13 protein-coding genes are annotated in these 12,078 nt (G+C 72.5%); 7 read left to right on the plus strand and 6 right to left on the minus strand.

All coding sequences use genetic code 11. From position 1 onward, the window contains the following. Positions 1-223: 223 nt before the first annotated feature. Positions 224-1,456 (plus strand): MFS transporter, encoded by a 1,233-nt coding sequence (locus PV721_RS14925; protein WP_319724206.1) that lies wholly within the window; start codon positions 224-226, stop codon positions 1,454-1,456. On the opposite strand, the gene PV721_RS14930 is transcribed toward PV721_RS14925, so the two are convergent. From PV721_RS14930 to PV721_RS14950, 5 genes are all read right to left on the minus strand, one after another. Next, on the minus strand, positions 1,401-2,000 hold the full coding sequence (locus PV721_RS14930) for a transglutaminase family protein (protein WP_319724208.1): 600 nt from the start codon (positions 1,998-2,000) through the stop codon (positions 1,401-1,403). The two genes, PV721_RS14925 and PV721_RS14930, sit on opposite strands and share 56 nt — an antisense overlap. A 77-nt stretch (positions 2,001-2,077) precedes the next feature. Next, the gene (locus tag PV721_RS14935) at positions 2,078-3,172 is read right to left on the minus strand and encodes a threonine aldolase family protein (RefSeq protein WP_416371104.1); all 1,095 of its coding nucleotides are present in this window, start codon (positions 3,170-3,172) and stop codon (positions 2,078-2,080) included. Next, positions 3,151-3,912, minus strand: coding sequence for an SDR family oxidoreductase (locus tag PV721_RS14940; RefSeq protein ID WP_319724212.1), 762 nt, complete (start codon positions 3,910-3,912; stop codon positions 3,151-3,153). Before PV721_RS14940 ends, PV721_RS14935 begins: the two co-directional genes overlap by 22 nt. Positions 3,913-3,938: 26 nt before the next feature. Beyond that, positions 3,939-5,345, minus strand: coding sequence for a DUF6421 family protein (locus PV721_RS14945; RefSeq protein ID WP_319724214.1), 1,407 nt, complete (start codon positions 5,343-5,345; stop codon positions 3,939-3,941). Positions 5,346-5,581: 236 nt separating this feature from the next. Beyond that, a complete protein-coding gene (locus tag PV721_RS14950; protein ID WP_319724215.1) occupies positions 5,582-6,703 on the minus strand; it encodes an LLM class flavin-dependent oxidoreductase in 1,122 nt (373 codons plus the stop codon). Positions 6,704-6,752: 49 nt separating this feature from the next. Between PV721_RS14950 and PV721_RS14955 the strand changes: the two genes are divergently transcribed. Then, a complete protein-coding gene (locus PV721_RS14955; RefSeq protein WP_319724216.1) occupies positions 6,753-7,412 on the plus strand; it encodes a PadR family transcriptional regulator in 660 nt (219 codons plus the stop codon). A 190-nt stretch (positions 7,413-7,602) separates the two neighbouring features. Continuing rightward, a complete protein-coding gene (locus PV721_RS14960; protein ID WP_319724217.1) occupies positions 7,603-8,289 on the plus strand; it encodes a glycerophosphodiester phosphodiesterase in 687 nt (228 codons plus the stop codon). 33 nt (positions 8,290-8,322) lie between these two features. On the opposite strand, the gene PV721_RS14965 is transcribed toward PV721_RS14960, so the two are convergent. After that, the gene (locus tag PV721_RS14965) at positions 8,323-8,862 is read right to left on the minus strand and encodes a GNAT family N-acetyltransferase (protein ID WP_319724218.1); all 540 of its coding nucleotides are present in this window, start codon (positions 8,860-8,862) and stop codon (positions 8,323-8,325) included. 139 nt (positions 8,863-9,001) lie between these two features. Here PV721_RS14965 and PV721_RS14970 point away from each other — a divergent pair, with 139 nt between their 5' ends. The 4 genes from PV721_RS14970 to PV721_RS14985 all read left to right on the plus strand — a co-directional run bounded on the left by PV721_RS14970 (position 9,002) and on the right by PV721_RS14985 (position 12,067). After that, the gene (locus PV721_RS14970) at positions 9,002-9,562 is read left to right on the plus strand and encodes a DUF5134 domain-containing protein (protein WP_319724264.1); all 561 of its coding nucleotides are present in this window, start codon (positions 9,002-9,004) and stop codon (positions 9,560-9,562) included. A gap of 81 nt (positions 9,563-9,643) precedes the next feature. Continuing rightward, entirely contained in the window at positions 9,644-10,579 is a 936-nt protein-coding gene (locus PV721_RS14975) for a M56 family metallopeptidase (protein ID WP_319724220.1), read from the plus strand. Between the two features lie 64 nt (positions 10,580-10,643). Next, on the plus strand, positions 10,644-11,327 hold the full coding sequence (locus tag PV721_RS14980) for a phosphatase PAP2 family protein (RefSeq protein ID WP_319724222.1): 684 nt from the start codon (positions 10,644-10,646) through the stop codon (positions 11,325-11,327). Between the two features lie 110 nt (positions 11,328-11,437). Then, positions 11,438-12,067: a helix-turn-helix domain-containing protein gene (locus tag PV721_RS14985; RefSeq protein WP_319724224.1), complete on the plus strand. Its 630-nt coding sequence runs from the start codon at positions 11,438-11,440 to the stop codon at positions 12,065-12,067. The last annotated feature ends 11 nt before the right edge of the window (positions 12,068-12,078 follow it).

Here is a 12,078-nt window from a genome sequence, read left to right on the forward strand (position 1 = left end):
CGCATGGGGGGCCTTCCGGTGGGAGGGGGTGCCGGAGAGAGCGGTTCCGGTGGCCGAAGATACTCATGCCCACGCCAGGCTGACAACGTTGTCTGACAAGAAAGTTTCCTACCAGCCCTCCCCGCTTCCAACGGGACTCCACCGGGACCGGATCCTTTCCCCGTACACCCATATGACGTAACGTCCGCGGTTGCGTGCGTGACCACACACTTCGGGGGCGGGTATGGGCGGGTTGGGCCGGTATCTGGCGGCGGCATCGGCCGCGCGCTTCGCCTCGGAGGGCATGGCGATGGCCGTGGTGCTCCTCTCCCTGGAACGCACCGGGAGCGCGGCGTACGGGGCGTTCGTGCTGACCGCCTGGCTCGCTCCGCACGTCCTGGCGGCTCCGCTGGCGGGCGCCGCCGCGGCCCGGACCCGCCGGCCGCGGCTCTTCCACGCCGGCGCCCTCGCCGGGTTCGCGACCGCGGTCGCCGCGCTGGCCGTGCTGCTGGGCCGGGCCCCGACCCCGCTGGTGCTCGCGGTGGCGGTGCTCGGCGGCAGTTGCGGGCCGATGGTCACCGGCGGACTGTCCAGCCTGGTCACCGCTCTGGTCCCGGCGGGGGCCGGGCGGGACCGGGCGTACGGATGGGACGCCTCGACCTACAACGCCGCGGGCGTCACCGCACCGGCGGCGGTCAGCCTCGCCACGGCCGTGTGGTCCGGCGCGCCGGCGATGGCCCTCCTGGCGGTGTCGGCCGCGCTGGCCTCGGCATTGGCGGCCTCCCTCCCGTACGGGGACCCCCGCGCGGGCCGGGCCTCCGGCACGCCCCGGGCCGGGCTGGGGGCGGGGCTGGCCGCCCTGTGGCGGGTCCGGGAGCTGCGCGCGGTCACCTCCGCGACGACCCTGGCCTTCGTCGGCATCGGCTCTCTGACCACCACGGCGGTGCTGCTGACCGCCGAGACGGGCAGCCCGGGCGCCGGCGGCGTGCTGATGACGTCCTTCGCGGTGGGTGCGCTGGGCGGCTCGCTGACGCTGGGCCGGATGACGTCCGTGGCACCAGGCCGGCTGGTGCGGTGGGCGCTGGCCGGGACGGGGGTGGCCCTGGCCGCGGCGGCGTTCACGCCGTCGGTCGCCGTCACGGCGGCGCTGTTCACGGTGGCGGGGGTGTGCGACGGCCCGCTGCTGACGTCCACGCTGCGGATCCGCGCGGAGCACGCACCCGACGGGGTGCGGACGCAGGTGTTCACCCTGGGCGCGGGGCTCAAGGTGACGGCGGCGTCGACCGGGGCGGCCCTGGTGGGGTTCGCGGCCGACGCGCCCGCGTGGATGCTGCTGACCGGGATCGCCGGCACGCAGCTCGCGGCCGCCCTGCTGCACGTGCTGACGGCGCCGCGGGCGCACGCACGGCCGCCGGTGGTCGCTACAGGGCGACCGGAAGGTTCCGCCACAGCTCCGGCCGGTCGGCGGACTCCTTGAGGGCCTTGAGGGTGGCCGGGTGCGGGGCGGCGTACAGCTCGGGGTAGTCGATCTCGCCGAGCTCCGGACGCACGGGGAAGGCCAGTTGCTCCACGTCGAGGCCGAACCGGGCGTCCACTCCGGGCTTGTTGCCGCGCGGGTCGATCCGGGCCCAGTCCTCGCTGCCGGGCAGCCGGACGGCGACGAGCCCGTGGATGACGGGGTTGCTTCCGTCGCCCTCGGCGAGGAGCTGGTAGCAGAGGGCCGCCGGGATGCCCTGGGCGCGCAGCAGGGCCGCGAGGGCGTGGGACTTGGCGTAGCAGATGCCGTTGCGCGTGGCGAGGACGTCGGAGGCGCGCCAGGAGACCCGCAGGTCCCCGGAATCGGCCGAGTGCGGGATCGTGTCGCGGACGAACTCGAAGGCCGCCTTGGCGTATGAGTATGCGTCTCCGGTGGCAGACCAGAGGTCGTCGGCGGTGTTCTGAACGAGAGGATGCCAGTGATCGATGGCCTCGTCAGACGCCAGATAGGCGTGAACATCGGGGTTCTGCTGGATCAGTTGCATGCCCCGGAGCATAGACAGGCCCCCGACCGTAGATCAATAGATTTACAGTCGAGGGCATACCTATGCATACATCGGCGCTAGCGCGCCATCTCTTCCTTCAGGGCCTGCAGGAAGCCGTCCACGTCCTCTTCCTGGGTGTCGAAACCGCACATCCAGCGGACGTCGCCCGCGGCCTCGTCCCAGAAGTAGAAGCGGTACCGCTTCTGCAGCCGGCGCGACACCTCGTGCGGCAGCCGCGCGAACACCGCGTTCGCCTGCACCGGGTAGAGGATCTCCACCCCGTCCGTCTCGCGCACGCCCGCGGCCAGCCGCTGCGCCATCGCATTGGCGTGCCGGGCGTTGCGCAGCCACAGGTCCTTGGCGAGCAGCGCCTCCAGCTGCACCGACACGAACCGCATCTTGGACGCGAGCTGCATCGACATCTTGCGGATGTGCTTCATCTGCCGGACCGCGTCCGGGTTGAGCACCACCACGGCTTCGCCGAACATCATGCCGTTCTTGGTGCCGCCGTACGACAGCACGTCGACGCCGACGGCGTTCGTGAACGTGCGCATCGGCACGTCGAGCGAGGCCGCGGCGTTGGCTATCCGGGCACCGTCGAGGTGCACCTTCATGCCCAGGCCGTGCGCGTGCTCACAGATGGCACGGATCTCGTCCGGCGTGTAGACCGTGCCGAGTTCGGTGTTCTGCGTGATGGAGACGACCTGCGGCATCGCCCGGTGCTCGTCCTCGAAGCCCCAGGCCTCCTGGTCGATCAGCTCGGGGGTCAGCTTGCCGTCCGGAGTGGGAACGGCGAGCAGCTTGATGCCCGCCATCCGCTCCGGCGCGCCGCCCTCGTCCACGTTGATGTGGGCGGTCTTGGCGCAGATCACGGCGCCCCAGCGGTCCGTCATGGCCTGCAGGGCGACGACGTTGGCGCCCGTGCCGTTGAAGACCGGGAAGGTCTCCGCGTACGGACCGAAGTGGCTGCGGAAGATCTTCTGCAGGTGTTCGGTGTACTCGTCCTCGCCGTACGAGACCTGGTGGCCGCCGTTGGCCAGGGCGACGGCGGCGAGCACCTCGGGGTGCACCCCCGCGTAGTTGTCGCTCGCGAAACCGCGCACCGCCGGATCGTGGTGGCGCCGGGCGTCGGTCTTCCCGGCATCGGTTCTCACGGTTGCGGAGTGAGCCACAGACGCTGTCCGTTCACATCGGTGGCGGGCCGCTCCCAGATGCCGGCGATGGCCTCGGCCAGCTCCGTCACGTCGGTGAAGCCCGCGAACTTCGCATTGGGACGCTCGGCGCGCATCGCGTCGTGCACCAGTGCCTTGATGACCAGGATCGCAGCTGCGGCGCCCGGGCCCTCGTCGCCCCCCGCCTTGCGGAAGGAGTCCGCCATCGCCAGGGTCCAGGCCTCGGCCGCCGCCTTGCCCGCGTTGTACGCGGCGTTGTTGGCGACCGGCTTGTGCGCGCCGGACTGGCTGACCAGGACGTAGCGGCCGCGGTCGCTGCGCAGCAGTCCGTCGTGGAAGGCCAGCGAGGTGTGCTGGACGGTACGGATGAGGAGCTTCTCCAGGAAGTCCCAGTCCGCGAGGTCGACGTCGGTGAAGGTCTTGCTGCCGCGCCAGCCGCCCACGAGGTGGACCAGCCCGTCGATCCGGCCGAACTCCTTCTCGGTCTGCTCGGCCCAGGCCTGGGTGGCGGCCAGGTCGAGCAGGTCCACGGTGTCACCGGTGATGGTGGCGCCGCCGTGGGCGTAGCGTGCCGCGTCCACGGCCTCCGCGAGCCGCGCCGGATTGGCGTCGGACGCGACGACCACGGCACCCGCCTCGGCGAGGCGGAGCAGGGTGGCACGGCCGGCGGGGCCGCCGGCCCCGGCCACCGCCACCACCGCTCCGTGCAGCTTTCCGTTGCCGTTCCCGGAGCCGTTCATCTGTCCAGCCTCCTGTGGGCGAGCGCTCACGCGGCGACTCGCTCGGCCTGCTCTGCATTCAGGGCGGTGATGCCCTTCGTGGAGGCGATCACTCCCTTGAGCTTCTTGGCGAGCGCCTCAAAGAACATGCTGAGCGGAAACTCGTCCGGAAGCACGTCGTCCACGAGCTTGCGCGGCGGCTGCGTCATGTCGAGGGCGTCGGGGCCCTTGGCCCACTTGGAACCCGGGTGCGGGGCGAGGTACGTCGAGACGAGCTCGTAGGCCTTGAACCAGTGCACCAGCTTCGGGCGGTCGATGCCGGCCCGGTAGAGGTCCTCGATCTCGGCGCACAGCTGGTTGGTGACCTGCGGGGCGCGCATCCAGTCGATCTTCAGCTTGTTGTCCGTCCAGCGCACGACGTCGTGCTTGTGGAGGTACGCGAAGAGCAGCTGGCCGCCGAGGCCGTCGTAGTTGCGGGTGCGGTCGCCGGAGACCGGGAAGCGGAACATCCGGTCGAAGAGGACGGCGTACTGCACGTCACGCCCGTGCTCGTTGCCCTCGGACTCCAGCTTCACGGCCTCCTTGAAGGCGGTGAGGTCGCAGCGCAGCTCCTCCAGGCCGTACATCCAGAACGGCTGGCGCTGCTTGATCATGAAGGGGTCGAACGGCAGGTCGCCGTGGCTGTGGGTGCGGTCGTGGACCATGTCCCACAGGACGAAGGCCTTCTCGCAGCGCTCCTGGTCGGTGACCATGGCGGCGATGTCGGCGGGCAGCTCGACGCCGAGGATGTCGACGGCGGCCGAGGTGACCTTGCGGAAGCGCGCGGCCTCGCGGTCGCAGAAGATGCCGCCCCAGGTGAAGCGCTCGGGGGCCTCGCGCACGGCGATGGTCTCCGGGAAGAGCACGGCGGAGTGGGTGTCGTAGCCCGCGGTGAAGTCCTCGAAGGTGATGCCGAGGAAGAGCGGGTTGTCGTACCGGGTGCGCTCAAGCTCGGCGAGCCACTCGGGCCACACCATCTTGAGGACGACGGCCTCCAGATTGCGGTCCGGGTTGCCGTTCTGCGTGTACATCGGGAAGACGACGAGGTGCTGGAGGCCGTCCGCGCGCTCGGCGGCCGGGTGGAAGGCCAGCAGCGAGTCGAGGAAGTCCGGCACCTGGAAGTCGCCCGCGGCCCACTTGCGCAGGTCGGCGACGAGCGCCTCGTGGTACGCGGTGGCGTGCGGGAGCATCGGGGAGAGTGTCTCGACGGCGCGGATCACGCGACCGACCGCGGCCTCGGCGGTGTGCCGGGCGGGGGCACCCTCGGCCTCGAAGTCGATGGAGCCGTCCTTGGCCTGCCAGGGACGGATCTCCTCCACGGCGGCCTTGAGCTCGGGCCACGCCGGGTGGTCGACCACCCGCGTCTCGGCGGTTATCACGGCGCCGCCGGTACCCGGCACAAGAGTTTCCGTCATGTCACTTCCTCCACAGGAGAACCTCACGTCAAGGCAGCGTATGCGCGTGAGGCTCTTCCGTTCAAGAGGTGGCTCCGGAAATTATCCTGCGACACCCCCCGCTTCGCCGGAAGTCTTCCCGTTCGTCAGGGCGGAATCGAGCGCTCCGCCCAATTGCGCCAAGGCCTCCCCCGGCCCGTGGCCGATTCCCGCCGGACAGAGGAGTGCGGGGCCGGGGCCCGCGACGGAGGCGGACATCACATGCCGCGGAAGTGCGGGATGACCTTCTCCCCCCACTGCCTCAGGGTCTCCAGGCAGGCCTCCTGCTCCACCGTGCCCATCTGGACCAGGCACATGATCTCGTCGGCCCCGGCCCGCCTGAGCCGCTCCACGTACGCGATGGCGTCGTCGGCGCTCCCGTAGGCGTGGTCGGCGTTGAAGGTGGCCGTCGAGGCCGGCCGGACCGGGATGTCCAGCTCGTGCAGCCGGGCCACCACCTGCTCGGCGGCCCTGCGCATCTCCGCGCCCTCGTCGGCGCCCGCCACGACGGCCTCGTCCGGGACACCCGCCCCGCCGTACCAGTGGCCGATCGACTGGGCGAAGAACCGCTGGCCGCGGACGCCGATCCGGCGCGCCTCCTCCCTGTCGTCGAGCACGATGGTCGGGCACAGCACGGAGAAGTGGTCGTTGACCACGGTGGACACGAACCGGCTGCCGTCCCGCCCGGCGACCGCGGCGTCGTAGACGGCGCGCAGCTGCGCGATCGACTCGGGTCCGGCGAAGCCCATCACCAGCGCCCCGATCCCCAGCTCGGCCGCCTGCACGAGCGTCTCGCCCCGGCTGCACGCCAGGAACAGCGGCGGATGCGGGGTCTGCCGCGGCCGCGGCAGGATCGGGTGCGGATCTATGTCGATCAGCTCGCCGTGGTACTCCAGCTCCTCCTCCTGCCAGGCCCTGCCGATGATCCGCAGGGCCTCCTCCACCTCCGCCGTGGTGCGCTCCCGGTCCACCCCGCACAGCGAGGTCTCCTGCTCGGTGCCGCCGCGCCCGGCTCCGAGGTCGAGCCGGCCTCCCGACAGCAGGTCGAGCATCGCGGCCCGCTCGGCGACCCGGACGGGGTGGTTGAAGTGGAAGGGCATGCACACGACGCCGTGGCCGATGCGTATGGTGCTGGTCTTGGCGGCGACCCAGCTGAGGAAGATCTCAGGGGCGGACATGTGCGCGTACCACTTCAGCGAGTGGTGCTCGACCGCCCAGATCCGGTCGAATCCCATGCGTTCGGCCAGCACGGCCTGCTCGACGCAGTCGCGGATGACCTGGTGCTCCCGCTCGACGGTCGGATCGGCCAGCTGAGCCTCGAAGATCACGGAGAATTTCACGGTGCCCCCAGGGTTGCGTCGCGTGCCCGGTCTCACTTCAATTAGTAATATGACTAATAGTCATGGAGCGAAGAAGCAAGAGCTTCCGCCGACCGCGTGGGCCGTGCTCGGCCTGCTCTCCTTCCCCGGCGAGCGGACCGGCTACGAGCTGAAGAAGTGGGCGGACTCCTCGCTGCGCTTCTTCTACTGGTCACCGGCCATCAGCCAGATCTACGCGGAGCTGCGCCGTCTGGAGGAACTCGGCTACGCCGCCTCCGTACGCTCGGGACCCGAGGAGGCGCGGGCCAAACGGCGGTACGCCATCACCGGCGCGGGCCGCGCGGCCCTGTCCGGCTGGGCCGCCGACACCGCCGAGGCGGGACCGCCGGTGCTCAAGCACGGTCTGCTGCTGCGGATCTGGCTCGGCCACCTGGCCGAGCCGGAGCGGCTGCGCGCGATGGTCGACGAGCACGTGGAGCGCACCCGGGGCGAGCTGGCCGCCGTACGGGAGGCCCTTGAGCAGGCGGACGGCGTACCGGAATGGGCCTTCCCCGCCCTGGCGCTGCGCTGGAGCGAACGCCAGCACCTGGCCGAGCTGGAGCTGGCCGAGGCCCTGCTCACCGACCTGGCGGCGCTCCCGGAGGCGGGAGCCGCCGGCAATGGGCGGGCCGGCTCGGGGGCCGATGCCGGAAGCCGTCAAGCCGACGGGGACGCGCCCACGCCCGGGTGACGCGGCGGGCGGTGCGCCGGCCGCCGCGGGGCGCACAACCCTGGCGGGAAGCGGCCTGAGCGCCCTTCCGGGGCGGTGCACGGACGGTCCCTTCGCACCCTCGGCGCACTAGCATGCGTCCTCATCGCGCGCGGCCGGTCGGGACACCGCGACCGCGCGGGGAGCCGCCGTCGACGGAAGCGAGAGAACCTTGACTTTCCTCACCATCGGTCACCGCGGGGTCATGGGTGTCGAACCGGAGAACACCCTGCGGTCGTTCGTTCGAGCGGAACGTTCCGGCATGGACGTCATCGCCCTGGATCTCCGGCTGAGCAAGGACGGCGCCCTCGTCGCCCTGCACGACCCCGAGGTGGACCGGACCACCGACGGCTCGGGGGCCGTCGCCGATCTGACCCTGGCCGAGCTGCGCGAGCTGGACGCCGGTCAGGGCGAGCGGGTACCGGTCCTCGAGGAGGTCCTGGACGCGGTCCGGGTGCCGCTCCAGGTGTCCGTACGGGACCGGGCCGCGGCCGGCGTGCTGGCGGAGCTGATCCTGCGCCGCGACCTGACCGGCCGGGTGGAGGTGGCCTCCGCCGACGGGGCGCTGCTCGCCGAGGTGGCCCGGCTGGTGCCCGGCGTACGGACCACCCTGTACGCGGCCCCCGGCGCCGGCGGGGGCATCGTGGACCGGGCGCTCGCCGCGGGCGCCGCGACCGTCGCGGTGGACATCCACCTGCTCTCCCTGGAGATCGTGGAGTCGGCGCACGCGGCCGGGCTGCGGGTGACCGCCCTGGCGGTCAACACCCTGGACCAGCTGCGGCTGGCACGGGCGCTCGGGCTGAACGGCGCGGCCACGGACCTCCCGGAGATCCGCAGCACGGGCCGGTTCACCGCCTGACGGCCCCACGGGCCCGACCGTCCCGACGAGGGATCAGAGCGCCTTGACGAGCAGCTCGAAGGCGAGATCGTCCCGGAGCGGGACGCCGAAGCGCTCGTCACCGTAGGGGAAGGGGCTCAGCTCGCCGGTGCGCAGGTAGCCGCGGCGCACGTAGTAGGCGATGAGCTCCTCCCGTACGTTCACCACCGTCATCCGCATCTCCTTCGCACCCCACGTCTCGCGGGCACGGCGCTCGGCCTCGGCCAGGATCTCCTTGCCGAGGCCGGCGCCCTGGAGCCCGGGGCGGACGGCGAACATGCCGAAGTAGGCGTGGTCCCCGCGGTGTTCGAGCTGGCAGCAGGCGACGGTCTCGCCCGCGCTCTCGACGACGAGCAGGACGCTGTCGGGACTCTCGATGACGGCGCGGACCCCGTCCGGGTCCGTGCGCTGCCCGTCCAGGTAGTCGGCCTCGGTGGTCCAGCCGGCCCGGCTGGCGTCCCCGCGGTACGCGGACTCGACGAGCGCCACCAGTTCCGGTACGTCCGCCTCCACGGCGCTGCGGAAACTGAGGGCGGCTGACTGGGCGGTGGACATCGGGCGCTCCGTTCGGTGCGGTGGCATATGACATGCCTGGTGCGGCGAGGGAGAGCGTATCCCGGGGCCGCGTGAGCGCCGTGTGAGAGGGGCATCTCTCCCCGTGACGCGTGACGCCGACGAACCGGGAGGTTCCGCCGTGCACGGTTCCGCCACGCCCCTTTCCGACTCCGTGTCCGTTTCCGTGTCCGCCTGGCTGCTGGTGCTGCTGTGCACGGCGAGCGGTGCCTACTGCCTCCGGCGGGTGCGCACGTCGGGCGGAGCGGCGGCCGCGGAGGCGGTGATGGGGTTCGGCATGGCGCTGATGGCCGTGCCCCTCGCGCGCGCCGACGGGTGGCGGGCTCCCGTGCTGGGGGTGGTCTTCTGCGGCGCGGCCCTGCACGCCCTGTGGCTGCTGCGGGGCGGGGCGCACCACACGCACCACCTGGTGGGCTCCCTGACGATGGTCTACATGAGCCTGACGGCAGCGGCCTCCGGGAGCGGCCACGGGCACGGCGAGGGCGCCGGGCCGCCTCTGCTGACCGGGGCCCTGCTCCTCTACTACGCCGGGTACGTGGTGCTCGGGGGCACCCGGCTGCTCACCGCGGGGGGCCCGGCCGGGCAGCGGGCCGCCGCGGGCCGGGGCGGACCGGCCGAGTTGATCCGCGCCTGCCGACTGGCCATGGGAATGGGGATGTTGGCCATGCTGCTCTTGATGTGACGGCGCCCGCGGACGTGTCCTGCGTCACCAATGCCCCGATGCCGTACCCGCAGGTAGTCCCGCACTCATAGGCTGGCGGCCATGATGGTCCCCGCCGTTCTCCTGATGCTCGGCGCGCTGACCGCGGTGCTCGCCCCCCGTCTGCTGGCCCGGGCCCGATGGCCCGAGCGCGAGCCGGTCGTGGCGCTGTGGGCGTGGCAGTGCGTGGTCGGCGCCGTGCTCCTGTGCTTCGGACTGTCGATGCTGCTGAGTGCGGCGGCCGCCTGGCAGGCGGTCCGGGGCCGGCTCTTCGCCGCCGCCCCGCACGGGGTGGTCGACGCCTATGCCCTCGGCGCGTCCGGCGGGCCCTGGGCCGCGGCCACCGCGCTCGCGCTGGCGGGCGGTGCTCTGTGGACCGGGGCGATGCTGACCGGTGAGGTGCTGCGGGCACGGGCCCGGCGGCGCGCGCAGGGCAGCGAACTGCTCGTACGGGCCCCGCTGCTTCCCGGGGAGGATCCTTCGGGCGCGCGGCTCGTCGTACTGGAGGGTCCGCGTCCGGACGCCTGGTGGCTGCCGGGAGCAGCCCCGCAGCTGGTGGTGACCACGGCGGCGCTGGGCCGGCTGAAGGGCAGCCAGCTCGACGCCGTACTGGCGCACGAGGAGGGGCACGCGGCGGCCCGGCACGACTGGCTGCTGCACTGTTCGCGGGCGCTGGCCCGGGGGTTCCCGCAGGTCCCGGTCTTCGCGGCCTTCGAGGCCGAGATGCACCGGCTGGTGGAGATGGCCGCCGACGACGTGGCCTCGCGGCGGTTCGGACGGCTGACGATCGCGCTGGCGCTGGTCGGGCTCAACGAGGACCGGGGGGTGTTCGCGGCTTCCACCCAGCAGGCGCACGTGCCGCAGCGGGTGCGGAGGCTGCTGGCTGCCGCGCCCCGGCTGTCGCCGGGCCGCAGGCTGCGCCTGACGGCGCTGGCCACGCTGGTTCCGGCGGTACCGCTGCTGGTGGCTTTCGTGCCGGGACTGAGCGCGCTGGCGTAGTGCGCGCTCGTGGTGCGCCCGCGGCGCGGCCCGGCGACCCGCGCGCCGGTGCGAGGATCGACCCATGCGGAACAACCCCCTTCGGTGGGCGGGCATCCTCGCCGCTCTGCTCATCTCGGTCCTGACGGCGGTGGTGGTGGCGGGGTGGCGGCCGGTCCTCTGCTGGGACGTCCAGGTCGCCGGGGACCTGCACGCCCACGCCGTCGCCCACCCCGGGGTCACGCAGGCCATGCGGGTGCTTTCCGACTGGGTGTGGGATCCCTGGACCATGCGGGCGCTGGCCGCCGTCGCGTGCGTCCTGCTGTGGTGGCGCGGTGACCGGGAGCGGGCGCTCCGGGTGGCGCTGGCCACCGCGGTGGCCACGGTGGTGCAGCAGGGACTGAAGGCACTCACGGCCCGGGAGCGACCGGTGTGGCCCGATCCGGTGGACTCGGCGCACTACGCGGCCTACCCGTCCGGGCACGCCATGACGGCGACGGTGGTGTGCGGGCTGCTCCTGTGGCTGCTCCCCCGGCCGTCCTCCCAGCCCCTCTCGCGACCGCTCCCCCGTGCGCTCCCGGCGTGGGCGCCGGCCGCCGCCTGGGCGGTGGCCGCGGTCTCGGTGCTCGGGGTCGGCTTCACCCGTGTCTACCTCGGCGTCCACTGGCTGTCCGACGTGGTGGCGGGCTGGCTGCTGGGCGTCGCCGTGGTGGCGCTCGCGACGTCCGGTTCCGGCCGTCGGCGCGGGTCCGACGTGGCGGACCGGTGAAGGGTGTGGGGTGTGGGGTGCCTGCTCTGGGCGATCCCCCGTTTCACCCAGAGCAGGCGACCCCGTGCGCTGAGTATATTGGCCCTGAGCCAGTCAACGCAGGAGTAAGCATGGTCCCGCGCAGCGCATCGGTCAATGAAGAATTGCGCAGACGTTCCCGGGAGCGGCTGCTCCAGTCCACGGTCGAGCTCGTCGCCGCGCGCGGCTACGAGGCCACGACCCTCGGCGACATCGCCGACCGGGCGGGCGCCGCCCGCGGCCTGGTCTCGTACTACTTCCCGGGCAAGCGGCAGTTGCTGCAGTCGGCCGTGCACCGGCTGATGCACCTGAGGCTGCAAGCCGCGCTGGAGCGGGAGCCGCGCACCGACGACGGGCGCGAGCGGCTCGCGCGCGCCATCGACGCGATCCTCGGGCTGGCCCGGGACGAGCCCCTGCTGATGCGGACCCACATGGCGGGCATCCTCACGGCCGAGGGCTTCGTGCGGTGTCCGGAGCAGCAGCGGCTGGCGGAGCTGCTGCGGGACACCGTCGCCCGGTACGGCTCGGCGGACGTGGACGCGGACTATCCGCTGCTGCGGGCCCTGCTGATGGGGGCGGTCGTGGCGATCCTGCTGCCGGGCGCCCCGATGCCGGAGGCCCGGCTGCGGGCCGAGCTGTTCCAGCGCTACGGACTGGACTGGGAGCTCGGCGTTCCGCCGGACGGCGGGCCGCCCGGCGGAACGTTTCCCTCATACCCTTAGCGACGTGGGCG

Origin of the sequence: Streptomyces sp. MB09-01, assembly GCF_033794505.1 — a bacterium.
Classification (GTDB): domain Bacteria; phylum Actinomycetota; class Actinomycetes; order Streptomycetales; family Streptomycetaceae; genus Streptomyces.

Excerpts from the sequence above, each read along its gene's own strand:
- PV721_RS14925 (WP_319724206.1), top strand. The coding sequence starts at position 224 with ATGGGCGGGTTGGGCCGGTATCTGGCGGCGGCATCGGCCGCGCGCTTC.
- PV721_RS14930 (WP_319724208.1), bottom strand. The coding sequence starts at position 2,000 with ATGCAACTGATCCAGCAGAACCCCGATGTTCACGCCTATCTGGCGTCT.
- PV721_RS14940 (WP_319724212.1), bottom strand. The coding sequence starts at position 3,912 with ATGAACGGCTCCGGGAACGGCAACGGAAAGCTGCACGGAGCGGTGGTG.
- PV721_RS14945 (WP_319724214.1), bottom strand. The coding sequence starts at position 5,345 with ATGACGGAAACTCTTGTGCCGGGTACCGGCGGCGCCGTGATAACCGCC.
- PV721_RS14955 (WP_319724216.1), top strand. The coding sequence starts at position 6,753 with ATGACTAATAGTCATGGAGCGAAGAAGCAAGAGCTTCCGCCGACCGCG.
- PV721_RS14965 (WP_319724218.1), bottom strand. The coding sequence starts at position 8,862 with ATGTCCACCGCCCAGTCAGCCGCCCTCAGTTTCCGCAGCGCCGTGGAG.
- PV721_RS14975 (WP_319724220.1), top strand. The coding sequence starts at position 9,644 with ATGATGGTCCCCGCCGTTCTCCTGATGCTCGGCGCGCTGACCGCGGTG.
- PV721_RS14980 (WP_319724222.1), top strand. The coding sequence starts at position 10,644 with ATGCGGAACAACCCCCTTCGGTGGGCGGGCATCCTCGCCGCTCTGCTC.
- PV721_RS14985 (WP_319724224.1), top strand. The coding sequence starts at position 11,438 with ATGGTCCCGCGCAGCGCATCGGTCAATGAAGAATTGCGCAGACGTTCC.